This is a genomic window from Acidobacteriota bacterium, from assembly GCA_035529075.1.
Classification (GTDB): Bacteria; Zixibacteria; MSB-5A5; order GN15; family FEB-12; genus DATKXK01.
Genome location: DATKXK010000010.1, coordinates 521939 through 545713 on the forward strand (window position 1 = coordinate 521939; position 23775 = coordinate 545713).

16 protein-coding genes, 4 tRNA genes, 3 rRNA genes and 1 pseudogene are annotated in these 23775 nt (G+C 57.1%); 6 read left to right on the forward strand and 18 right to left on the reverse strand.

The annotated features are described in order from the left end of the window. The 3 genes from VMY05_05460 to VMY05_05470 are packed head-to-tail and all read right to left on the reverse strand — an operon-like array spanning position 1 to position 1364. Positions 1 to 444, reverse strand: coding sequence for a cytochrome c maturation protein CcmE (locus VMY05_05460; GenBank protein ID HUV30524.1), 444 nt, complete (start codon positions 442 to 444; stop codon positions 1 to 3). Next, entirely contained in the window at positions 441 to 554 is a 114-nt protein-coding gene (locus VMY05_05465; GenBank protein HUV30525.1) for a CcmD family protein, read from the reverse strand. Before VMY05_05465 ends, VMY05_05460 begins: the two co-directional genes overlap by 4 nt. A 3-nt stretch (positions 555 to 557) precedes the next feature. After that, positions 558 to 1364: a cytochrome c biogenesis protein gene (locus VMY05_05470; protein ID HUV30526.1), complete on the reverse strand. Its 807-nt coding sequence runs from the start codon at positions 1362 to 1364 to the stop codon at positions 558 to 560. 661 nt (positions 1365 to 2025) lie between these two features. On the opposite strand from VMY05_05470, the gene VMY05_05475 reads away from it, so the two are divergent. From VMY05_05475 to VMY05_05485, 3 genes are all read left to right on the forward strand, one after another. Further along, on the forward strand, positions 2026 to 3231 hold the full coding sequence (locus VMY05_05475) for a 6-phosphofructokinase (GenBank protein ID HUV30527.1): 1206 nt from the start codon (positions 2026 to 2028) through the stop codon (positions 3229 to 3231). A 188-nt stretch (positions 3232 to 3419) separates the two neighbouring features. Further along, entirely contained in the window at positions 3420 to 5099 is a 1680-nt protein-coding gene (locus tag VMY05_05480; protein ID HUV30528.1) for a fructose-bisphosphatase class II, read from the forward strand. A 431-nt stretch (positions 5100 to 5530) separates the two neighbouring features. Next, the gene (locus tag VMY05_05485; GenBank protein HUV30529.1) at positions 5531 to 6301 is read left to right on the forward strand and encodes a hypothetical protein; all 771 of its coding nucleotides are present in this window, start codon (positions 5531 to 5533) and stop codon (positions 6299 to 6301) included. A 113-nt stretch (positions 6302 to 6414) separates the two neighbouring features. Here the strand turns inward: VMY05_05485 and VMY05_05490 are convergent. The 6 genes and pseudogenes from VMY05_05490 to rlmB all read right to left on the reverse strand — a co-directional run bounded on the left by VMY05_05490 (position 6415) and on the right by rlmB (position 11598). Then, a tRNA-Thr gene (locus VMY05_05490) sits at positions 6415 to 6487 on the reverse strand. 130 nt (positions 6488 to 6617) lie between these two features. Next, entirely contained in the window at positions 6618 to 7232 is a 615-nt protein-coding gene (gene lexA, locus VMY05_05495; GenBank protein HUV30530.1) for a transcriptional repressor LexA, read from the reverse strand. A 180-nt stretch (positions 7233 to 7412) separates the two neighbouring features. Beyond that, positions 7413 to 9500, reverse strand: a complete 2088-nt coding sequence (fusA, locus tag VMY05_05500) for an elongation factor G (protein HUV30531.1) — start codon at positions 9498 to 9500, stop codon at positions 7413 to 7415. Positions 9501 to 9724: 224 nt separating this feature from the next. Beyond that, positions 9725 to 10312 (reverse strand): YceI family protein, encoded by a 588-nt coding sequence (locus VMY05_05505; GenBank protein HUV30532.1) that lies wholly within the window; start codon positions 10310 to 10312, stop codon positions 9725 to 9727. 158 nt (positions 10313 to 10470) lie between these two features. Beyond that, the gene (locus tag VMY05_05510; protein HUV30533.1) at positions 10471 to 10854 is read right to left on the reverse strand and encodes a hypothetical protein; all 384 of its coding nucleotides are present in this window, start codon (positions 10852 to 10854) and stop codon (positions 10471 to 10473) included. A gap of 252 nt (positions 10855 to 11106) precedes the next feature. Then, positions 11107 to 11598, reverse strand: a pseudogene (gene rlmB / locus VMY05_05515) (23S rRNA (guanosine(2251)-2'-O)-methyltransferase RlmB). A gap of 357 nt (positions 11599 to 11955) precedes the next feature. Between rlmB and VMY05_05520 the strand changes: the two are divergent. Beyond that, a complete protein-coding gene (locus VMY05_05520) occupies positions 11956 to 13254 on the forward strand; it encodes an Ig-like domain-containing protein (GenBank protein HUV30534.1) in 1299 nt (432 codons plus the stop codon). 27 nt (positions 13255 to 13281) lie between these two features. On the opposite strand, the gene VMY05_05525 is transcribed toward VMY05_05520, so the two are convergent. From VMY05_05525 to VMY05_05555, 7 genes are all read right to left on the reverse strand, one after another. Further along, positions 13282 to 15039 (reverse strand): serine hydrolase domain-containing protein, encoded by a 1758-nt coding sequence (locus VMY05_05525; protein ID HUV30535.1) that lies wholly within the window; start codon positions 15037 to 15039, stop codon positions 13282 to 13284. 332 nt (positions 15040 to 15371) lie between these two features. Continuing rightward, positions 15372 to 15935 carry a GNAT family protein gene (locus tag VMY05_05530; protein ID HUV30536.1) on the reverse strand — a complete coding sequence of 188 codons (564 nt, stop codon included), beginning with the start codon at positions 15933 to 15935 and terminating at the stop codon, positions 15372 to 15374. A 434-nt stretch (positions 15936 to 16369) separates the two neighbouring features. After that, positions 16370 to 16486 (reverse strand): 5S ribosomal RNA (gene rrf / locus VMY05_05535). An 89-nt stretch (positions 16487 to 16575) separates the two neighbouring features. Next, a 23S ribosomal RNA gene (locus tag VMY05_05540) occupies positions 16576 to 19586 on the reverse strand. Between the two features lie 158 nt (positions 19587 to 19744). Beyond that, a tRNA-Ala gene (locus VMY05_05545) sits at positions 19745 to 19817 on the reverse strand. A gap of 13 nt (positions 19818 to 19830) precedes the next feature. Further along, a tRNA-Ile gene (locus VMY05_05550) sits at positions 19831 to 19904 on the reverse strand. A gap of 147 nt (positions 19905 to 20051) precedes the next feature. Beyond that, positions 20052 to 21603, reverse strand: a 16S ribosomal RNA gene (locus VMY05_05555). The 16S, 23S and 5S rRNA genes sit together here with 2 tRNA genes alongside, the layout of an rRNA operon. Before the next feature lie 935 nt (positions 21604 to 22538). Here VMY05_05555 and VMY05_05560 point away from each other — a divergent pair. Together VMY05_05560 and VMY05_05565 are read left to right on the forward strand one after the other, a co-directional pair. Beyond that, positions 22539 to 22739: a hypothetical protein gene (locus VMY05_05560; protein HUV30537.1), complete on the forward strand. Its 201-nt coding sequence runs from the start codon at positions 22539 to 22541 to the stop codon at positions 22737 to 22739. A gap of 271 nt (positions 22740 to 23010) precedes the next feature. Continuing rightward, positions 23011 to 23084, forward strand: a tRNA-His gene (locus tag VMY05_05565). A 118-nt stretch (positions 23085 to 23202) separates the two neighbouring features. On the opposite strand, the gene VMY05_05570 is transcribed toward VMY05_05565, so the two are convergent. Then, positions 23203 to 23355, reverse strand: coding sequence for a hypothetical protein (locus VMY05_05570; GenBank protein HUV30538.1), 153 nt, complete (start codon positions 23353 to 23355; stop codon positions 23203 to 23205). Positions 23356 to 23508: 153 nt separating this feature from the next. Next, the coding region (locus VMY05_05575) for a site-specific integrase (GenBank protein ID HUV30539.1) at positions 23509 to 23775 on the reverse strand (267 nt) is incomplete at its 5' end.

A 23775-nucleotide genomic window follows, 5' to 3' on the forward strand; every position in this document is an offset into this window, starting at 1 on the left:
TCAAACCCCGGAGGTGCCTTGCGCGTCCTGATGCTTGCGGACATTCTGATACTCGTCGCCGCTCTCCCCCTGGTATTTGGACGGGCACTTGACCAGCATCTGTTCGGCCACAAAGGTGCCCTCGGCGTCCGGCTTCCCTTTGAGCACCACCGAGGTGGCCTGCTCGAAGTTGCCGGGTACGACGCCGTAATAAACCACCGGCAGCCTGGGAGCAAGGGCAGGATCGACCGCCTCGGTATCGTAGATGCTGAATTCGAGGCGGGACGCCGCCGCGTTATAGGTCACGTGATCGAAATCGATCTTACCCATCACCTGGACCACGCGGGCACTCCGCCCGGCCTCTCCAATCGAAACGTACTGAACGGTTGTCTGAAGGAAAGCCGAAGCCCCCCATACGAGAAACACGGCAATGATGACACCGCCAACGATGTACCTGGCTGTCATTTCGACCGCTCCTCGAGTCTCCTGACCTTCTTGTCCAGGCGCCACAGAAAAACAAAAAGACCGGCCCAGATGACCAGTGTAACGAACATGGCTATGTAGTTGCCGTCCACTTGCTAAGCCTCCTCGAGACCCGCCCGGATAAGCACCGTTACCCGGCGCGCCAGCGAAAACATCCAGAAGAACAGAACCGTAAACAGAGCCAGCGACGAAAAGAACACGATCCGCACGGCCGGCCCCATGGTGAATCTCAACTCTGAACTGACGACTGAGTCCTCCGGATGGAGCGAAGGAACTATCCGGGGGACCACAAAAATGAGGAACGGCACCGTGACAAAGGCAAAGATCGCATACACGGCCGACAGTGCCGCGCGCCTTTCCTCTACGTCAATCGCCCCTCTCAGCGCGAAATAGGCGCCGTATATCAGCAGGAGAATGAAGATCGAGGTCTCCCTGGGGTCCCAGTTCCAGAACGAGCCCCAGGTTACCCGGGCGAAAATCGATCCGGAAACAGTCGCCATCAGGCAGAAGACAAAGCCGAGACCGGCCGCGGCCACGGCCCGGTCGTCTTCCACGATCGCCTTCTTACCGAGATACCGGAGTGAGAAGATCATCGACATCGTAAATGCCAGGACACAGATCCAGGCCTGAGGTATGTGGTAGTAAAAGACACGACTGGCATCGCCGATGGTCTGCTGCGGGGCGGGCAGCACGTAGCTGCCGACGATCATCGCAGTCATTCCAACAAATAGCAGTATCTTCCACCACATAATTACTACCGGCTCGCCTGCGGGGCCGCCTATCGTGTAACGTTTGGACCCATTATATAGAATATTAAACAAAAGGCAATACGTTTTTGATCCCTCTTGTTCCGGCACCGGCCGCAGCCTCGGCCGTAACGCCCGTCCGGGAGCAAGCCGCATCTAACTACCTGTAGCAGCAGGTCTTAGGCCTAAGATTGAGAAAAATTGTCGGAATTGGATAATTTCTCCGCTCAGGGACTTGACAAGCTATTACTGATTGCCTAAGATGGTATTTAGTACACCCGCTAAAGCAATCGTTTAGGCGTACCGGATAACTTTACACCAGCGCGGTCTAATAGCACAAGTAACCCCCGGGGCTTGTAGCAACCGGGTCGAAACGTATTGCATGCATGATATAAGGAGTCATTGTGCAGGCAAAAGTTATTGATGTAACTGATCGGACAATCTACCTCGAGATTGAAGATCAGCTCCGCTTCAGAAGCGGATACCAAATCTGTAAGCCGGGCCGTCGGTTGGCCCCCCTGGATGAAGTAGAATTCGATTTTGACATCCGGAATCGCGACGGTGCCGTCGTGATAAACGCCATACTCGCCCACCCCAGCGGGCGGGTTGGCCGCAGAAACTCAACGCTCCCGTAGCCTCAGCCCCTTCCGTCCAGCAACGACCGGCGAAAAAGCAGAGCAGCGCCGTATAGCGCCGTTATCTTGACTATCCCCCGTCTGCCCCGTATACTCTATCCTTCGCGGGCCGATCGTTTCGGTCCCGCGCACGTGCAGCTTTGTCGTAAAGGGCGGAGACGCCTGTCGGAAGGGATAACGACGTGAACAAGATTGGTATTATCACCAGCGGCGGCGACTGCGGAGGCTTGAACGCGGTCGTCAAGGGGGCGGCTCAGATGGCAACCCGCAGGGGCGCCATCGCCTATGCCATCCCCAACGGGTACGCCGGCCTGTACAACCTGACGCATATGGACAGCCTGGTCGAATTGACCCCGGCACGGGTCGATTCCTTCAGTATCGGCCTGGCCGGGTCAGAGGCGGGTCATTCCCGTGTCAAGATAGCGGCGATCAAGGACAAGCACAAGTATGAGCGCATAAAGGACGGACTGACCAAGTTCGGCATTGACGGTCTCGTGATCAGCGGGGGTGACGATACCGGCTCGGTGGTGCTGGACCTGGCAGCGCAGGGAATCATGTGCATACACGCGCCGAAAACGATGGATCTGGACCTCGTGCCGTATTCCGTCGGCGGTGACTCGACCATAAACCGAATCGGCTTTCTCGTCCGCGAGCTCAAGACGACCGGCCGCACCCACAATCGGATCATCATCATCGAGGTGTTCGGCCGGTACGCCGGCCACACCGCCTTCAGGGGCGGCGTTGCCGGAGAGGCTGATGCCATTCTTATTCCCGAGATACCCGTCGACTTCGACGAACTCTACCGGCACATGCGGAAGTTGTACACCAAACGGATCCTGGAGAGCGACATAAAAACCGGTACGTACACGATCGTGGTAGCCGAGGGGCTGAAGGACACGACGGGGCATGCCATGTACGACGAGAACGCCGGGGTGGACACTTTCGGTCACAAGAAGCTGGCCGGGGCCTCCCGGTACGTAGCCTCAGAGCTGACCAAGCGCCTTCAGGCGGATGATGAGGTCAAACGGTTCATGATGCGGCAGGGCATGTTCGTGGAAGAACTGTACACGGTTCCGGAAATCCGGACCATTGTGCCGAGTCATCTCGTCAGAGCCGGCTCCACGTCGGCCTTCGACGCCAATTTCGGTATGGAGGCGGGAGCGAACTCGGTCGTTCTGCTGCTTAAGGGATTATCCGGCGTCACCGTGAGCGGCTTTGCCAAGAACACGATTCAGTACATGGATATCAAGGACGCGATCAAGCAGCGGCTGGTGGATCTGAACGCCGTCGCCCTCTATGAACAGATTGGGTTCTGCTTTGGGCGCGTGCGTGCCGATTACGAACCCGCCGTGCAGAAGATGACCGGGTTGGTTGACCGGCTGTATTGACCGGCCGGTAACGCCCACTGTGCACGGTTGCCGTCGGGACGGCGACAACGCCAGACCCCGATTCGACGGGAGCCCTGCGTGAAAGCGGCCCAGAATTCTTGACTGGAGACTTGTCTTTAAACGCCGGATTCCTTAAATATGGTGTAGCCGATCACGCAGTCCGCACAGTATGGACAGGATGGGGTATCATGGATACAGATTTGCGATTCGACGTGGGCACTCACCCGCCGGAGTACAGCGGACGCCAGGACGAGTTTGTTTTTGAGCAGGATCGGATATGGGAGTTCAATCACCGCCACAAGGCGGTTCTGGCCAATTACGACATCGTCCTGGACGCCTGCACGATAATCACTCTCTCGGACCGCATCAACGGCCGGTCGAATCTCGGGGCGCTTCGAAACCGGCAGCTACGCCAGTCGGTAATTCTATCGGCCGGCCTGGCAGCGGTGGCGGTGGCTCTTCACGGTCGGGGCAGCCTGACACGGGTGCCAAAACACCACGTCACCAAGGAGTTGCAGAACCGGCTCAAGAGAGCGAACGACCGGACGGCGGCCCAGGTCATGGCCGAAGTGCTTCAGACTACCACCGAGACCCTGCCGGAAGGCGAGCAGGTGCTCATTGAGTCCGCCATTACCGAGGGTGCCCGTATAAAGCCGGGCAAGGAACCCGGCGGAAATCCGACCATTCCGGTCGGCGCCGTGTTCGGCCTGGACCGACACCGGGCCGACTACGGGCTGAGTATGCCTCGCAGCGTGACTCAGTTATCGATGGGCTCGGATGTCATCGACGGCACGACCAAGTCGATCAAAGGCTTGCACTCCAGCCTTACCGCTCTCTTTATCACCGAGGCCAACGTGAAGCGCCATTTGCCCGACATCTACGTGCAGCGATGGATGGGTGGAGCGTTTTTCCCCGAGTTCAATCCGCGGGAGGCCAAGCTGCTGGAGGCCGCGGACATTATTGCCAGGGCCTACGGCCATTCCGACATCGGCAGATTGAGCGCCTTCTTTCTTGACCGACCACGCCACGAGACGCCCATTAGCATCCTGAACAAGGCGGGCATTTCCACTCCCATGGACAAGGACGGTGATCTTCTGCCCGGGGTCATCCTCGGCATTGACGGCCTGAAGTTTTCCGACGGGCGCGGGCTCACGTCGATGATCGGAGAAATCGGCGGCTCGGCCGAGTGGGCCCTTGGCGTCCTGCCCCTCGTGTGGCGAGGCGGCCAGGCTATCGGCATGCTGACCAGCCAATCCTCCCTTACCCGCAAGGACCATAGCCCGGAGGACCGGTGGAAGGAGCGCTTCCATTTCACGGAAGAAGAATTCCTCCTTATCCAGGACGCGCGGTTCGAACGGAAACCGTATTTCACCATTGACGACATTATCGATGATCCCTTTGCCGGCGGCGTCAGCGCTTTCGGCGGCATTACAGACAACCGCTACCTGCCGTTCATGCACGGTGTCGAGACGGATGCGAATAACCAGCAGATCACCGTCAGCGTGCTCGTAATTAACTCGCTCGGCACGGTGGAGTGCTGGCAGATGGCATTCAAGTGCAATCAGAATCTGGAGCACACGACCAACCTCGTGGGTTCGCCGAAGGCACAGCTTGCCGAGCTGAACGGCAGTGATCTGCAGCGGGCTATTGCCGGAATGCTGGAGAACGAGCACATGAGCAGACGGTTCCGGATTTTCTTTGACAACGAATACTACCCGGCCCTCATACCGGTGCGCGACAGGATAGTCCTGTTGCAGCGCGCCGTCCGGGGACTGGTGGAGCGCGGAGTGCTTGACGATCGGGACCGTGAGATAATCAAGGCTGCGCAGCAGTACGCGCCGGACTGGTTCATTAACTCGGACTCATAGCGTACTCCGGGCATAAAACGACGGTCCGACCCGCGTCCGGCAACGGCCGACCGGTGCGTTTTCCCTTGACATTGGCGGGCGCCCGGCTATACTACGGTTAGACGGCTGACCAAAGTTCTTTTGCCGGCCGATCGGATCGAGCAATGAATGCCGGGCAGCAGCACGCTGCCGGGGCACAAGATAACCTGCTTCGGCAGGTTAGCACGGTACCACATTGTTTGGGACAAGGTGGTAGTACCTTTGACCCGGTCCACGCGGGCCGGGTCATGTATGTTAGCCTCCCCGACCCAGCCTCTTGCGAATTGTCTCTTTTTCACTATATTACAAGTGAAATGCCGGTTGCCGCTTAAGCGGTGACCTGAACAGACATTACGCGAGTGTCCCGGATACCCGCCGACAGGTACCAGCGAAGTTCCTGCGCTCAATGGTATATGAAAAGTCCCTATCGGTTTCTGTCAGTTGTCTGCGCGCTTCTGTTTCTGGAGCCGCCGGCCGTCCTTGGTCGGGTTATTATTGACGATCCCGGCTTCTCTGATACCGTGTTTGTCGACTCGGTCAGCGTCACCATACCCGAATCGGCCGTGCTGACCGTCAGTTTCTGTAACGACCAACCGCTGGCCGCTGTCGAGGTCACCCTGGCCTACGACTCGCCGGACCTCGTAATAGACTCGTTCTCATTCACCGGCAGCAAGATTGAGTACATCCAGTTGAAAGGCTGGACTACCTTCGACGACACTACCCTGACGATATTCGCATTCCAGTCCGACGAAGGCCTGATTTCGTTCGGCGAAGGACTCCTGGGTAACCTGTACCTGTCCTGTCCGGAGGGCACGGAACCGCAGGTGGTCGCTTTCGATACCACGACGGTTATCATCGACCTGATCGTACATGCAACCTTCTTCACCAACGCTGACGTGCTCTCCTTCGTCCCGCAATTCGAGAAGGGCTTTGTCAACCTGCATACCACCTGCTGTGAGGGGAACACCGGAAACGTGGATGCATCCCCCGACGGTGTGGTCGATATCGGTGACCTGACCGACCTGATCGACTACCTGTTCATCAGCAAAACGGAACCGTCCTGCCTCGACGAGGCCAACGTGGACGGTTCGGGCGACGGCGTCGTCGACATCGGGGATGTGACCTACCTGATTGTGTATCTTTTCGTGTCCGCCGAGACGTCCCCCCTGCAACCCTGCCCTTAGGTCATTATCGCACACTTTGACGCACGTAGCGCTGCGGCTGAATAACTTACCGTGCCAAATCGCGAGGGCTTGTCGGTGGGGGTGGTGAGGCAAGTCGTTGGGTCATAAAGAAAAGCCACCGAGCGGGATCGAACCGCTGACCTATTGATTACGAATCAATTGCTCTACCAGCTGAGCTACGGTGGCTTACCTGATATCCTTCGGTACGGGCCGACCAAGAATTAACCTAAAACGGCCGGCTTGTCAACTCAAAACGGATGAATCTCCCCTGCCCGTGCGCGTCACAAAGACCGGCCTGAACGACCGCGCAGCGGGCCTACCTGATACGCCTGAGCAGGCCCACCACCCGGCCGACGATCTTGAAATCGCCGGTGCGCCTGCTGACGATGATCGGCTGAAAATCGTCGTTCTCCGGCTGTAGTCTTATCTTCTTGGCCTGAGGAAAGAACCTCTTGACAGTCGCTTCGCCGTTCATGACGGCCACGATGATGTTGCCCCTTTGGGCGGTCGGCTGCTTCTTCACCACTACGACATCACCATCGAGAATACCCGCGTTTTTCATGGAATCGCCCGTGACTTTCAGGCTGAAGATCTCCCCTCTTGGCAGAAAGGACTGATCCAGCGCGAATTCAGATTCCACGTTCTCGACGGCGTCGATGGGAACGCCGGCCGGGACTGAACCCACAAGGGGGACACGCACGATGTCGCGGGCAAACTCCCGGGTCAGCTCGATCCCGCGCGATATGTACTCCTCCTTCTTGATGTACCCTTTTCTGATCAGCGCCGAAAGGTGCGCCCGGACGCCGTTAGTGGATCGAATAGCGAAGGCCTCTCCGATCTCACGGATCGTGGGCGGCTGTCCCCGCCGGACAATCTGGTCGCGAATGTGCTCGAAAATCGCTCGCTGCCGGTCGGTAAGTTTTTCCTTCACATACGTACCTCTCGTTTTCGGGCCTTGGTCACGCTGCCAAACTACTGCCCATCTGTTCATCTGTCAATAACAAATCACTGCTCATTCGGGCCCTCTGCCGCTTTTTAGCCGAGCGGCTCCAAAAAAAGGCGGGCCCGGTCTCGGGCCCGCCGTGCTTCGGATCGCCGATAGCGCAGAGCGCTACTTGTTCTCGGCCTCCTGGTCGGCCTTGGCCTGGGCTATGATCTTCTGGGTCTGCTCATGAGGCACTTCCTCGTAACGAGCGAACTCCATGGTGAAGACTCCCTGTCCCTGCGTCATTGAGCGCAGGTCCACCGAGTACTGGTAGAGTTCCGCCTGCGGTACAGACGCGCGGATGCGCTGATAGCGTCCCTCGGGATCCATCCCCGCGATCTTTGCCCGGCGCGAAGACAGATCACCCATGACATCGCCGGTGAATTCATCGGGCACCAGCACCTCCAGGCTGTAGATCGGCTCGAGCAGAACCGGGTTGCACTGCATAAACCCTTCCTTAAACGCCATCAGCCCGGCAATCTTGAACGCCATGTCAGAGGAATCAACGTCGTGGTACGAGCCGAAAAACAGGGCCACTCTGACGTCGACCACGGGTGCCTTGGCCAGGCCGCCGTGCTGCATGGCCTCCACGATTCCTTTTTCGACGGCCGGTATGTATTTGTTCGGGATCACACCGCCCTTGACCTGGTCGACAAACTCGAACCCACCGCCACGTTTGAGCGCTTCAATCCGCAGGTGTACGTCACCGTACTGGCCGCGCCCGCCGGTCTGTTTCTTGTGCCGGTACTGGTTTTCCGTCTTTCCTCGAACCGTTTCTCGGTACGGGATTTTCGGCCTGGTCAACTCTGCTTCGACACCGAACCGCGTCTTGAGCCTCTCCATGATGAAGTCAATTTGCATTGAACCCTGCGCGTACAGTACCTGCTGTTTGAGCGCGGGGTCGGCCACGAGCCGGAAGGTCGGATCCTCTTCTTTGAGTTTGCTCAGCCCGGCGGAGATTTTGTCCTCGTCACCCTTGGATTTTGACGTCACGGCCATGTCCATGACCGGATTGGGGTAGGCGACTCCGCCCACCGTAACGGACAGACCCTTTTCGGCAAGAGTGTCACCGGTATGCGTATTTTTCAACTTGACCACGACGCCGATATCTCCGGCCGGCACCACCGATATCTCTATGCGGTTTCTGCCCTGGAAGGAGTAGATCTGAGCAATGCGCTCGTTGGTCCTGGTCTGCTGGTTGGCCAGATCAGTGCCGGGCCTGGCCGTTCCGCAGATGGTGCGAAAGAACGTCATCTCGCCGAGATGGCCCTCAGAGACCGTCTTGAATACGTATGCTACGGTACCGGCTGCGGGGTCGGGTGAAAGTTCCACTTCCTTATCAGTCCCGCTTTTGCTCGCCTTCAGTGGCGGCATCTGATTGAACGACGGGAGGTATTCAGCTATGAAGTCGAGCAATACTTTAACCCCGACATTCCCCAGTGCGGACCCGCACAGGACGGGGAAGAGCGTCCCTCGGGCGATTCCCAGGCGCAGCCCCCTGACGATATCCTCATGAGAGAGAGTACCTTCGTCGAAGAACTTCTCCATCAGGCTGTCATCAGCCTCGGCGGCTACCTCAATGAGGCTCTCGCGCTCGGCCTGGGCCCGATCCTTGAGGTCTTCCGGAATCTCGGTTTCGGTGCGCTCGCCGCCGGTATCGAATTTGTAGGCTTTCATGTGCAGGAGATCCACGAGCCCGTTGAAGCTCTCGGCCTGACCTATGGGGAGTTGGACAGCCACGGCGCCTTTGCCGAAGGTCGACTTGATTGATTCGAGACTGTTGTTCCAGTTGGCGTTTTCCTTTTCCATCTTGTTGACAAAAAAGAACCGCGCCGGCCTGTTATCGGGCAGCATGCGCCACTGCAACTGGGTTCCGATCTCGACGCCCGCAACGGAGTCGATGACCATGCCCACCGAGTCCGAAACATGGATGCTGGAAAGCAGCCCCCCGACGAAATCCGGGTGACCGGGGCAGTCCAGCAGGTTCAGTTTGAGCTTCTTCCACTCGAAAGCCAGTAGTTTCGACGCGATCGACGTTTTTCTGCTTATCTCGGCATCGGTGTAGTCAAGCAGAGAGGATCCGTCATCGACGCTCCCGATCCGGTTGTTCGCCCCGGCGCAAAATGCTATGGCATCGGCAAGACTGGTCTTGCCACAGCCCCGTTGTCCGGCCAGACAGAGATTACGAACATTATCGGTGGTATAGTCCTTCACCAAACGACCTCCAGTATCTGATTTCACGGGTAACAGTGACCCGGATGGTAGCCTACAGGCTGCGAGCTAACAACTATACCAAAATGCCGGGACTTTGTCAATCCGTTTGAAGATCGGCAGGTTCTCGGGGCCGGACGAGAGACAGGTGAATGCGGCGCGCTTTTTCAGACGTAAAAAAGCCCGCCTACGCGACGTATGCGGGCTTGCGGAGAATCAGTTGATCTTCAGTCTGCCTGCACAAACTCGGTCTCGATGGCGATATCCACGTCGTTACCGACCACCAGACCACCGGCATCAAGAGTCTTGGACCACGAGACGTTGAAATCCTGACGGTTGATCGTTGTCGCCGCACTGAATCCGGCCCTGGTCTTTCCCCCCGGGTCCTTGATCACACCATGTAATTGGCAGTCAAAGGTGACTTCCTTGGTGACGCCGCGAATGGTGAGGTCGCCGACAAGCTCGAATTTGCCGTCCTCTCCCATAATGACCTTTCCGGATTTGAACTTCATCGTAGCGTGGTTTTCCACGTCCAGGAAATCCGCGGAGCGAAGGTGTTTGTCGCGAGCCTCGTCGCCTGTATTTACCGACGCCACGTCGACGGAGAACTCGACACTGCCCTTTTCCATTGCCCCAGGCTCAAGTGCGAGAGTGCCGGTGAAATCAGAGAAGTGGCCACGAGTGTTGGAAATCACCAGGTGCCCCACTTCGAAATTCACCGATGAGTGGGCCCGATCGACCTCCCAGTCAGCAGCGCTGGACATTGAGGCCATAGCCAGAACCGCCGTTACTGCAAGCACAATTCGATTCACCATGTATAACCTCCGATTAAACTGTGGTGATTTGCGTAGAAGACTATATGCCTGTCACATCGCGGTCGGACTGCGGTTCCGGGACCGTCGCCGGTATGCAACGTGGCGGCACAACCTGCTTAAAACTAAGTAATTTCCATCGATGGTAAAAGCGAAAAATGCTATCCCCGGAATACAAAGACCAGCAGCGCCCCGGTCACGTAGGCCAGTATCCACCAGATATAGGCCAAGCGGGAGTAGCGGTGAAACCAGGACGATACGGCCCGATTCCCTGCCGTAAGCCGGTGCCGCCAGGCCAGCGCGGTATCGATGACCATGCCGGTCAGGGATGAATAGCCGAGAATGCCATGCAGCGAAAAAGCACTGCCGGTGGAACCGATGATCATAAAGATCGTCGCGGTGACGTCAAACGCGACTCCCGCGGTCAGAAACGCGAGCACTCCCGCGCTGACCAGCCGCCGTCTTTGCGCGTTGACGATGCCCACGGTATATGCGATCAGTGCAAGATTGACTATAACGGTGCCGGCAATCAAGATTGGCTTCACAGTATGGCCTTTCCTTCTGTTGAGGTATTACGGTGAAACAGCGAAAACGGCGGCTTAGTTCAAAAAGAGTTGGCGCGTCGCAGAGCAAAGGCCGGGCAAGCTCCGGCCATTGAGCGGCCAAATTCCGTTGACTCCGGAAATAGTCCCGATATATTTCATATGACTACCAGTCAAGCGGCCCCTGAGCCTGTCTCGATCGGAAATCGTTCAGCCCCCGTCGGAGATTGTTCCGGCGGGGGCCGGTTCATAAGGTCACCGTTGATTGTCTGAAACCCGCCTCTGACGGACGGCTTCAAAGAGGCATATGCCGGTCGCCACAGAGACATTGAGGCTTTCCACGCGACCGGCCATAGGAAGCGACACCAGGAAGTCGCAAAGCTCGCGCGTAAGCCGGCGCAATCCCTTGCCTTCTGAACCCATGGCCAGAGCAAGCGGCCCGGTCAGGTCGGTCTCGTACAGGCTCTTGTCTGCCTGGTCGGCCGTTCCGATTATCCAGATCCCGGATTCCTTGAGTTGCCGCATAGTCCGAGCCAGGTTGGTCACTTGCACGAAAGGGATGCTTTCGGCGGCACCACAGGCCACGAGCAGAACTGTCTCAGTCAGCGAGACGGAGCGGTCTTTTGGGGTGATCACCGCGTCCACCCCGGCTGCATCGGCCGAACGAAGGCAGGCGCCCAGATTGTGAGGATCCTGCACATGGTCCAGAATCAGCAGAAACGGCGGCTTGTCCAGCCTGCCAAGCAAGGCGAACAGAGCACTATCGTCCAGGACGCTCACCGGGGCGGCAAGGTCGGCGTGCCGGTGGATTCGGCCTTTGCTTGATCGGGGGTTCTTGACCAGTGGTTCGGGCTCCTTTTTTGCTGAGACTCTACCTGTGATGGTCCCTGGCCCGGCCGGCCGAGCCGACAACGATTCTAAGGGTTAACCGTCGTTCCTGCAAGCGAAAAAGCTCCAGTGCCCCGGCCGGAAACGCGATTGCCGGTTGACCTGACCTTCGGGGGAAACCTATCTTGGGCCCGACGTGTTTAAGACCCGTCGACAGGGTTTACCGGGTCACCGGCGGGCGCAGGCTCCCTGAGACCGGATTGAAGGCTGTTTACAATGTCTATTGGCAAATTCTCTTCGCTGCTCTGCTTGATACTGGCTGCATCCATTCTTGGTTCCTGCGGCGGTGACGACAACGGCACCGGCCCGGAGACGGACAGCACGCCGCCTGCGGTCATCAGCACGTTTCCCTCCGATGGTGCCGTCCAGGTGCCCTTGAACGCCGTTATCACCGCTTCGTTCTCGGAGAAGATCAACCCCGCTTCACTGACACCGGCCTCGTTTTTCGTTAGCCCGGGCGTCACGGGCACACTCAGTTACGCCGATTCCACGGCCGTTTTCACCCCGGACGCTGATCTCGATTCGGCCGTGCATTTCACCGCCATCATAACGACAGGCATCAGGGATAAAGCCGGAAACGCCATGGCGTCCGATTTCTCATGGACGTTCAGGGCCGTGCTGGATTCCGCTACCGCCGACCTCGAGCCGCCCCAGATTACGCTCAGCCGCCCGCAGGACGGGGCGATAGTGGGTGATACGCTCACGATCCAGGCCGACGCGACCGACAACATCGGCGTATCACGCGTTGAGATTTTCATCGATCATACTCTGGTCGTGCCGGGCGGGGATGTAGCGGCGCCGTACGAGTATGCGTGGGATCTCTCGGCTCTCGAGATCGCCGGCGAGCACACGGTATATGCGGTGGCCTTTGATACCGCCGGCAACAGCACCTCCACCGATACCGTACTGGTCAGTCATCTCTGGCGGCTCCTGGCCACCGACGGGGATGAGCCGCACGCCCGCGATATCAAAAACGTGTGGGTACGCAGCAGCGATGAGACTCTCGAGTTTCGCGTTGAGACCAACGGTAACTGGGCCGATTACCGTTCGGCGACCGAGGGGATCGACGTGGCGTTCTTTTTCGACGTGGACCGTGATCGGTTGACCGGTGACACGGCTGTCTTCGGCCAGACTATCCTGATCAACGATATCGGCGCCGAGTACCGCGTGGTAATCGGCAACCACGGTGACAGCCTCGCCAGGTACAACGGGCTTCTCTCAAGCTGGCAGTCAATCCACGGCCCCAGCGGATTCGCCTATCGATCCATCGCCAACGACACCAACATATTCGAGATAGGCATTTACCGTTCGCAGATGACCGACCTGGAGGATTCACTTGATATCGTCACAGCCAACGTCCTCCTGCCGTCTACCTGGGACTGGGCACCCAACCAGGGACACGTAACGTATTATCTGAATACGCCCCGCCTGTTTGCACCCGAGCAGCCCGCCATCAGCGGCTTCACGAGCGAACCGGAGCCGCTCTCCCCCGCGCCCCGCAATCCGCTGGATTAAGGCCCGGGACTTGTACAACCGTAGCCGTCAGTCCGTCTGCTCCGCGAGTCTGTCGGCGGCCAGACCTCCGATTCTCATTGCCGTCGCCGCACCGGATTGATCGAGGTCGAAGTCGACCTCCAGGTTCTCAGCCATCCCCAGGTGGTAGCCGGCAAACCGGGTTTCGGACATCGGCAGAAACGGTATCTCCAGGGGAGGGCTGGGCATGGCGGGGGCGACGCCGATGTTCTTGCCTTCACGCCAGACCATGAGAAAATAGATACTTTCTTTTTCACCCCTCAGCTCGACCACCGTTTCAGCGGCATTAGCTTCATAGCCCGACGGAAAGGTACCGACGGCGACGACGTCCGTTATGGCCCCGATCCGGTCCCGGTAGGCCGCGAGGCGCCCGTCCACGAGCTGGCGTACCGACCCGACCCGCTCCTGCGGTCGCATGGACGCTTGCTTGAACGGTTCATAGTCTCCCTGAATCATCCCCCTGAAAACGGCCACGGCCTGATCGTTCAGCTTTTTACGTTCCTGAACGCCGGACGTATCCCCGTAGGCCATCACATCGAGGGCATCCTGTCCCTGAGGCGTAATTGTCAACCATCCGGTCTCGACCCGTCCTGTCAACCGGCCGCCCGATGGAAGTTCGTAGGTCCCGGCATAATCCTGCAGGTCGACGGAACCGTCCCCGTTGATTGCAGGCGGCAGCGTGACGCTGCCGCCGAACGCCAGCCTCTCGATTCTGTCTCTGACCGGATTGAGGAGTGCCCGGCCCTGGAACGCCTGGTTGCAGAACAGAATGGTTACGACGTTTGAGTCGATGTACCGCCGGACCTCGGCACTGTTACCGAGCATACTGCCGCCGTTGTGCTGGATGAGCGTACCGAACGGCGAATCCAGCACGTCCCAGCCGTAGGCATATTCGTTGCGAGACGGAGTGAACAGCTTCTCCCTGGCCTGTTTTGAGAGTATCTTGTCGCTCAGCAGGGCCAGGTGCCACCGGTACATATCCCCGGTGGTTGAAAGAATGCCGCCGTTGCCGAGCAGATTCCAGTACGGGTAAGGTTTCTCCAGCGGGGTTCCGTTGTCCGTTTCACCGACATACCAGTGGGCTACCACGTTGTCTTCCCACTTCGGCAGTCGGTAGCCGGTGTGCGTCATCCCCGCCGGTGTAAAGAACTGTTCGCTCAGGAACTGCTCGTACGGCTGGCCGGACACGATTTCGACGATGGCCGCCAGCAGCGAGTACCCGGTGTTGGTGTACTCGAACCTCTCCCCCGGCCGGAAACCGACCGGCCCGGACAGCGCCCGCCTAACGACCTCATCCCGTCCCGCTTGTTCGTAATCGCGGCCAGTGCTGACAACGAGGCCGGCGGTGTGGGTCAACAGGTGATGAAGCGTGATACCCGTTTTGTCTTCCGGCACGCTTTCAAAGTATTTGCCGATGAAGTCCTCGGTTTTCAGCTTGCCCTGCATCTCCAGTTTCACGACGGCGGCGGCGGTGAACTGCTTTGTTATCGACCCGGTGCTAAAGACGGTAGCGGCCGTGTTGGGAGCGCTCTCAGAACGAATCGCCAGGCCATACCCCTTGTTGAGAATGATCTCCCCGTCTTTGGCTACCAGTACCGCCCCTGAGAAGCCGAACGGGGTGATCCGCGTCAGATACTCATCGAGCCGTCCGCCCAGCTCGCCACTGACTGCGCCGTTCTCATTCGTTTGCTGTGCCGCGCAGGCGACCAGGGCCATAAGGATCAACACTGCCGCGCCGACAGTTGACTGTTTCACCAATCCGGTCATTCTACATATCTCCTTATGCTGTCTTTGATTCGGTATACCCAATATCGCCGGTTTTCTATACGATGTCCAGTGCCCGCGATGATTCCGCTGCCGGCCTGAGAGATTCAGGACGATCTCGAACCGAGAGCCGACCTTTAAAAGGCGGAGAATCAGGTGGCCGGGGCGGTGAGCCCGACAGAGAACGAGATACAGAGCAGGCAGGAGCACGAGGCTCCTGCCCTGGTGATTTCGGGTTTCTCCCGGCCTGCAGTCAGCCGGAACCCGACTTAGGTTGCCTGGCAGTTGTCCGGGCCGCTGTCCACCCTGCCGCCGGAGCCGGCGGCGGTATCGGGTCAGCGGCTGTCGTTCTCGTCAAATTCCTCTCTGGTCAGACCGAACAGGACGGAATCGTAGTACTGACCATTAAAGAACAGGTGTCTCCTGCGCCTGCCTTCACCGAGGAAGCCCAGCTTCTCATGCAGTTTGATCGAGGCTTCATTGGTATGTATGCAGGCGGAATTGCACTTCTGATACCGCTGTTCATGAAAACAATACCGCAGCAGGATGCGGGCGGCGTCTTCAGCATAGCCTTTCATTCTGTGGGGTCTGCCGATGGTAAGTCCCAGGCTGAAGGTACCGTTTTTCATGTGCCTCCCGTGCAGTGAGATGCCTCCGACGTCAACTCCTTCGTGGGTTTCGACGGCGAATATAATCGTACCATCCACGTCTTTGCAGTCGGCATACTTAGCCAGGAATTCTCTCAGCATTTCTGTCGAGGTCGGCAACTCGGTCCCCAGTTGAAGCGACTGTCTGGAAGGGCTGTCAAGGGACTCTACGAAACGCTGCTCGGCGTCGTCCACTCTCAACGGGCGCAGTCTTACCTTATCGCCCTGCCAGAAGTAATTCGAATAATCCATACGAAGTCCTTTCATGTCAGTTCCAATAAAGCCCGGGCAGACCGTGACCGGACCTTCTCCTGTCCTCGGTCAGAGCTATCAGGGGAGGTCACCGTTCGGCGGGGACGGAGCGACTGGCAGCAGCCGACACTCGGCTGCATGCTGTGGTCACAGTGAAGATATTATCTTAGAGGATCATCGTTCTAAACCAACCTCGCAAGACCGCTGTCCGGATTGAAAGCGGACCAACAGTCTTTACAGGTCAAGAAACAGTGCTTATAGATATCGTCTTACGACAGCATTTCACTTTTGTTTCACGGTTGGTTCTTCAGCCGGCCCACGGCGGCGGGATTCAAGCTTATTCGGAAACGCAAGGCAGACCATGCCCTGCCCGTGCAAGCGCTGGACAGCAAAAAAACCCCCGCGCCACAAGGGCGCGGGGGTCATCTATTTACTCCCGGCAGCGCTCTACTCTCCCACACCGTCTCCAGTGCAGTACCATCGACGTGGACGGGCTTAACTTCTGTGTTCGGAATGGGAACAGGTGTTTCCCCGTCGCTATCACCACCGGAAATTCAATTTCACAGCATTCGGAATGAACACGGACATCTTCTAACAGGCGGCGCAAGGCGCCCGAGAAATGCTCGTTGAGTAAATTTAAATGGTTAAGCCTCACGACCGATTAGTACCACTCGACTGAACGCATTACTGCGCGTACATCTGTGGCCTATCAACCTGGTTCTCTTCCAGGGGTCTTCAGAGACCGAAGTCTGGGAGATCTAGTCTTGGAGTGGGCTTGGTACTTAGATGCTTTCAGCACTTATCCCTTCCCAACGCAGCTACCCTGCGATGCGGCTGGCGCCACAACAGGTGCACCGGAGGTTGGTTCGACTCGGTCCTCTCGTACTAGAGTCAACTCTCCTCAAATCTCCTACGCCCGTATCAGATAGGGACCGAACTGTCTCACGACGTTCTAAACCCAGCTCACGTACCACTTTAATTGGCGAACAGCCAAACCCTTGGGACCTTCTCCAGCCCCAGGATGTGATGAGCCGACATCGAGGTGCCAAACCCCCTCGTCGATATGGACTCTCGGAGGAGATAAGCCTGTTATCCCCGGAGTACCTTTTATCCGTTGAGCGACGGCATTTCCATGCACAACCGCCGGATCACTAAGACCTGCTTTCGCACCTGCTCGACGTGTCCGTCTCGCAGTTAAGCTCCCTTATACCTTTACGCTCTGCAGCCGATTACCAACCGGCTTGAGGGAACCTTTGCGCGCCTCCGTTACAATTTGGGAGGCAACCGCCCCAGTTAAACTACCCACCTGATACTGTTCCTGAACCTGATTCAAGGCTCAAGGTTAGATACCCGATAGCACGAGGGTGGTATTTCACCGGTGGCTCCACCGATCCTAGCGGACCAGCTTCAACGCCTCCCACCTATGCTACACACGCAGTACCAAATACCAATGTCAGGTTATAGTAAAGGTTCACGGGGTCTTTCCGTCCCGATACGGGTAAACGGCATCTTCACCGCTGCTACAGTTTCACCGGGCCTCATGTTGAGACAGTGCCGCAGTTGTTATACCATTCGTGCAGGTCGGAATTTACCCGACAAGGAATTTCGCTACCTTAGGACCGTTATAGTTACGGCCGCCGTTTACTGGGGCTTCGATTGAACGCTTCACCACCGAAGCGGCTGACGTCTCCTCTTAACCTTCCAGCACCGGGCAGGTATCAGTCCCTATACGTCGTCTTGTGAGACTTGGCAGAGACATGTGTTTTTAGTAAACAGTCACCGCGACCGATTCTCTGCGGCCACGTTCGGCTTACAACGCGAAGTTACTCACCTACTAGTGGCACTCCTTATCCCGAAGTTACGGAGTCAATTTGCCGAGTTCCTTAACATGAGTTCACCCGAGCACCTTAGGATTCTCTCCTCGCCTACCTGTGGCGGTTTGCGGTACGGACGGCGAAGTAACTCGCTAGAGGTTTTTCTTGGCAGCGTGCTTATGGTCATTTAGGTCTAAAGCGACCGTATCCATCACCTCTCGGTGTTAGGCTCGTGGATTTGCCTGCGAACCCCACCTACTGGCTTAGACCGGGACAACCATCACCCGTCTGACCTTCACTTCTGCGTCACCCCATTGCTGATAACGCGACTTCACCGGTACAGGAATATTAACCTGTTTTCCATCGACTACGCCTTTCGACCTCGCCTTAGGAACCGACTAACCCTGGGTGGATTAACCTTGCCCAGGAACCCTTAGGCTTTCGGTGAGCAGGTTTTTCGCCTGCTTTATCGCTACTCGTTCCGACATAATCACTTGTCTTCGGTCCAACCGGCCTTACGGCCGGCCTTCAGCCCAAAGACAATGCTCCCCTACCGCTTGTACTTGCGTACAAACCCATAGCTTCGGTGCCATGCATAGTCCCGTGAATTATCGGCGCGGAGTCACTAGACTAGTGATCTGTTACGAACTCTTTAAATGGTGGCTGCTTCTAAGCCAACATCCTAGCTGTATCAGTAATTCCACATCCTTTACCACTTAGCATGACTTGGGGACCTTAGCTGATGGTCTGGGTTGTTTCCCTCTCGGCAACGAAGCTTATCCCCCGCTGCCTCACTCCCGGACACCATTTTGCGGCATTCGAAGTTTGGTTGGGGTTGGTAGCCTTGTGGGGCCCCTAGCCCATCCAGTGCTCTACCTCCGCAAAACTGCAATCCGAGGCTGAACCTAAATTCATTTCGGGGAGAACCAGCTATTTCCAGGTTTGATTGGCCTTTCACCCCTATGCACAGCTCATCGCCCAGTTTTTCAACACTGGTGCGTTCGGACCTCCAGTCCGTTTTACCGGACTTTCATCCAGGCCATGCATAGATCACCTGGTTTCGGGTCTACTCCCTGCCACTAAACGCCCTATTCAGACTCGCTTTCGCTACGGCTCCGTGAGAATTTCACTTAGCCTTGCGACAGAGAAGTAACTCGCCGGATCATTATTCAATAGGCACGCCGTCAGTCCGGAGCCTCCGAAGAGGCGCCTTTCCTCCGACCGCTTGTAGGCACACGGTTTCAGGTACTATTTCACACCCCTCCCGGGGTACTTTTCACCTTTCCCTCACGGTACTAGTTCACTATCGGTCACCGATTAGTATTTAGCCTTGCCAGATGGTCCTGGCGAATTCAAGCAAGATTCCACGTGTCCCGCCCTACTTGGGAGGTTCGACGGGAGTCGCATGCGTTTCGGTTACGGGGCTATCACCCTTTCCAGCGGACCGTTCCAGATCCTTCACCTACACATGCGATTTGTAACTCCCTGGCTTGACTGACACCAAGCCGGTCGATTCCCGCGACACCGGTGGCACAACGCTGTCAGGCTTTAACGTGCCACCCGGTTTAGGCTATTCCCCGTTCGCTCGCCGCTACTCAGGGAATCACGGTTGTTTTCTTTTCCTGCGGGTACTAAGATGTTTCAGTTCCCCGCGTCCACCTCGCGCGCCTATGTATTCAGCGCGCGATGACCGGGCATGACCCCGGCCGGGTTACCCCATTCGGACATCTCCGTCTCAATGCTTGTTTGCAGCTAAACGGAGCTTTTCGCAGCTTACCACGTCCTTCATCGTCTATCGGTGCCAAGGCATCCACCGAGTGCCCTTAGTAGCTTAACCAAAAGTCTACTCGAGAACATTCCTGCAGGGCGCATTTGCGCAGCCTGCTAGAAGATGCACAATCCGTGTAATATTCGGATGCTATGAAGTTGTCAAAGAACAAAGTGACCGCCGGGCGGTCCGTCTATCTTGCCAAATTACAGTCTCGTTACCTAAAGTGGAGATGACCGGGATCGAACCGGTGACCTGTGGCTTGCAAAGCCACCGCTCTCCCAACTGAGCTACATCCCCTAAATACTTTCTATGGGCCTAAATGGAGTTGAACCATTGACCTCGCGCTTATCAGGCGCGCGCTCTAACCAACTGAGCTATAGGCCCATGCACTTTCCAGCCGTCGCCCGGTTGGTAACCCTATCTATGACTAAATAGCCAGCTGAAGAACGGAAGTCCGCAAAAACATCAGCATATCGCTCGACCTCGGTTGATTGGTGCCACGGTACGGCACCAACACACCTTGCTCCTTAGAAAGGAGGTGATCCAGCCACAGCTTCCGCTACGGCTACCTTGTTACGACTTAGCCCCAGTCGTCGATCTCACCTTCGGCGCCGCCCTCCTTGCGGTTAGGCAAGCGACTTCGGGTGCTCCCAACTTCCGTGGCTTGACGGGCGGTGTGTACAAGGCCCGGGAACGTATTCACCGCTGCTTGCTGATCAGCGATTACTAGCGATTCCTCCTTCATGGAGTCGAGTTGCAGACTCCAATCTGAACTGAGGCCGGTTTTGGGGATTGGCTCCACCTCGCGGTATTGCAACCTACTGTACCGGCCATTGTAGTACGTGTGTAGCCCTGGGTGTAAGGGCCATGAGGACTTGACGTCATCCCCACCTTCCTCCGGCTTGTCGCCGGCAGTCTCCATAGAGTCCCCAGCATAACCTGATGGCAACTATGGACAGGGGTTGCGCTCGTTGCGGGACTTAACCCAACACCTCACGGCACGAGCTGACGACAGCCATGCAGCACCTGTGCAAGGGCCCCCGAAGGGGAAGCCGACTTTCATCGGCGGTCCCAAACATGTCAAACCCAGGTAAGGTTCTGCGCGTTGCTTCGAATTAAACCACATACTCCACCGCTTGTGCGGGCCCCCGTCAATTCCTTTGAGTTTCAATCTTGCGATCGTACTCCCCAGGCGGGGTACTTAATGCGTTAGCTGCGGCACCGAAGGGGTCGATACCCCCGACACCTAGTACCCATCGTTTACCGCTTGGACTACCAGGGTATCTAATCCTGTTTGCTACCCAAGCCTTCGCGCTTTAGCGTCAGTATCGGTCCAGAGAGCCGCCTTCGCTACTGGTGTTCTTCCAGATATCTACGCATTTCACCGCTACACCTGGAATTCCGCTCTCCTCTCCCGTACTCAAGGTCTGCAGTTTCGGATGCAGGCTGGCAGTTGAGCCACCAGTTTTCACATCCGACTTAAAGACCCGCCTACACGCCCTTTACGCCCAGTAAATCCGAACAACGCTTGTCCCCCCCGTATTACCGCGGCTGCTGGCACGGAGTTGGCCGGGACTTCCTCTGTGGGTACCGTCAGGCACAGGGCAGTTACTCCCTGTACGGTTCTTCCCCACTGACAGGGTTTTACACTCCGAAAAGCTTCATCACCCACGCGGCGTTGCTGCGTCAGACTTGCGTCCATTGCGCAATATTCCCTACTGCTGCCTCCCGTAGGAGTCTGGGCCGTATCTCAGTCCCAGTGTGGCCGATCACCCTCTCAGGCCGGCTATCCATCATAGCCTTGGTAGGCCGTTACCCTACCAACAAGCTAATGGAGCGCGGACTCATCCCCAAGCGACAGGTTGCCCCGCCTTTGACCTCGCGGTGATGCCACCATGAGGTGTCATCCGGTATTACACTCCCTTTCGGAAGGTTATCCCGGACTCGAGGGCAGATTGTCCACGTGTTACTCACCCGTTCGCCACTTTACTCGTCCAACCGAAGCCGGACTTTCTCGTACGACTTGCATGTATTAAGCACGCCGCCAGCGTTCGTTCTGAGCCAGGATCAAACTCTCCGTAAATATTCAAATTCACGTTTGTCATGATCCCGAACAGATACGAACTCTCGTTCATATCGTTCGTATTCACTTGTAAGAATCCAACCGAATCATAAGATTCGTGGACCCGCGATATGCGAGCTTCGACGGTTTCCCGTCTTCAGCGTGGCTATTCAGTTGTCAAAGAACATAGTCTCGAAAAAAAACTGCCCGACTCTCTGGCCCGGCAGCTCAAGCATAACAGCATACTGAACTACCGGTTCCCTGTCAAGACTTTTTTTTGGGCAATTTTGCCCTGTTTCCTGTCCCCGATCCGTCCCTGTGACGGTTCCGGACGCGCTCTTGAGCGCACCTTTAGGGGCCGCCGGAGCCAAGGCTCCGATTCCCCTATCGGCAGTGCATGATATATCTTTAGTTCCAGCCTGTCAAGCCATTCCGGATAAAAAATGTCAAAAAAGCTCACACTCGGACAGCCGGCCCGTGAACCGAGGCCCCCGGCCGAGATCGCCACCGGAGCCCGCAACTGAATATCGCAAAACCTCTTACGAACAAAACCGCCCCGCCGCGAGGCCGGATTTCACCGCCAGCCACCTCCTCCTGAGCCGCGCCCGTGCGCTCCCGCATCGCACGGCCGGGACACCGCATACCCGGCCTGTCCCATCTTTACGGGGGCAGGACGGTTCCCGGTGAACGGGAACAACTTGAGTCCCCGGGATGTTGTGGGGGCTGTTTGTGCCGAGGCACTGCTTTTTTTCTGAATCGATTCTGAGTCGAACGAATCCAATTCAGAAAAGCAAATCGAAAGGACAGGAAACAAAATGCTTGTAGTGACCGAACCGGCCGGCAAAGCGCTCTCTGAATTTCTGAACTTAGAGGATGCCAACGGCCACCATCTCGTGATCTACCTCCAGGGATACGGCTGAGGGGGCCCCTCGTTGGGGATGGCTCTGGAAGAGTCAGTGGACAAACTTGAAAAACTCGAATCGGACCGCTTTACCGCCTATATCGATCCAGGTCTGAAGGATTTCGTGGACGGGTTCGGTTCCATACATATTGACTATGTCGACCGCAACGGCGACTTCGGCGACAGCGGGTACCTGGTGACAATTGTCGATCCCGGGGTGGCCGGAATCGGCGGCAACGGTGGTTGCGGCTGTTAAGAATTGAAATTCCGATGCACGAGCAGAGCCGGTCAGAGATGGCCGGCTTTTTCGTTGCCGTGACACGCGCGTGGGTCATTCACGTACACGGCGGCACGGTCTTACCTATGATGCAGCCCGCCTGTTTACGGAATCACGGTCTCCTGCCGACTAAAGACGTAACCCGCGGCCTGTGGATGTCCGGCAGCTGTCAGGAAGGCTCGCTGGACCTGAACGGGTTCGGATTAGTTTCTTGACTCGGCCGGGTATTTGGGTATAGTTTAGGGTTGATGCCGGGGTAGCTCAGATGGTTAGAGCACCTGTCTGTGGAACAGGGGGTCGGCGGTTCGATTCCGCCCCCCGGTATTACTACCGATGGCGCGGGAACTTACCGCGAGTCCCACGAAAGAAGATATCACCTGTCTCAAGGTCCTGCTGTCATTTACATATATCGGCCCGGTCCGTTGCCTGTCAAGTGTAAAATTCACGGCGCCTCTTTCCGGATCCGCTCCAGTTGCCTGCATATCCAGTCGCTCATGCTGCGACCTTCAGTGTGCGCCTGGCGTTCGATCCAGCGCTTCAGAGCCGTCGGGACCCGGACCGACAAATGTTCATCTCTTGATTTCGGCTTTGGCATTGTGCTCTCCACTTACAAGTAAGCACATTGTCACACATCCTGTCAAGCTCTTTTTTCAGCTTTTTTCAGCAGCCGGGACCGGTGGAACACGCCGTGTCACTGACATCTGGGAAAGGATATGAGTGACTGGACAGATCCGGCCCCGGCGCTCAACTATATGTTCAGGGCGGACACCGGCGTCCGCCGTTCGTACGACCGCAGAACATCCTGCTGCTCGACCTTGAGATACTGCTGGGTGGTGGTGACGTCCTCGTGCCCCAAGATGTTGCGGATCAACAGGATATTGCCAATGTCCTCGTAGTAGTGTGTGGCTGCCGATCGGCGCAGCTGGTGGGGAGCCAGTGCAACCGGTGGATCTACCAGCTGGCCGCACCGCTCGAATATGTGCCGCACGTTTCGGTAGATCAGCCGACGGCCGCG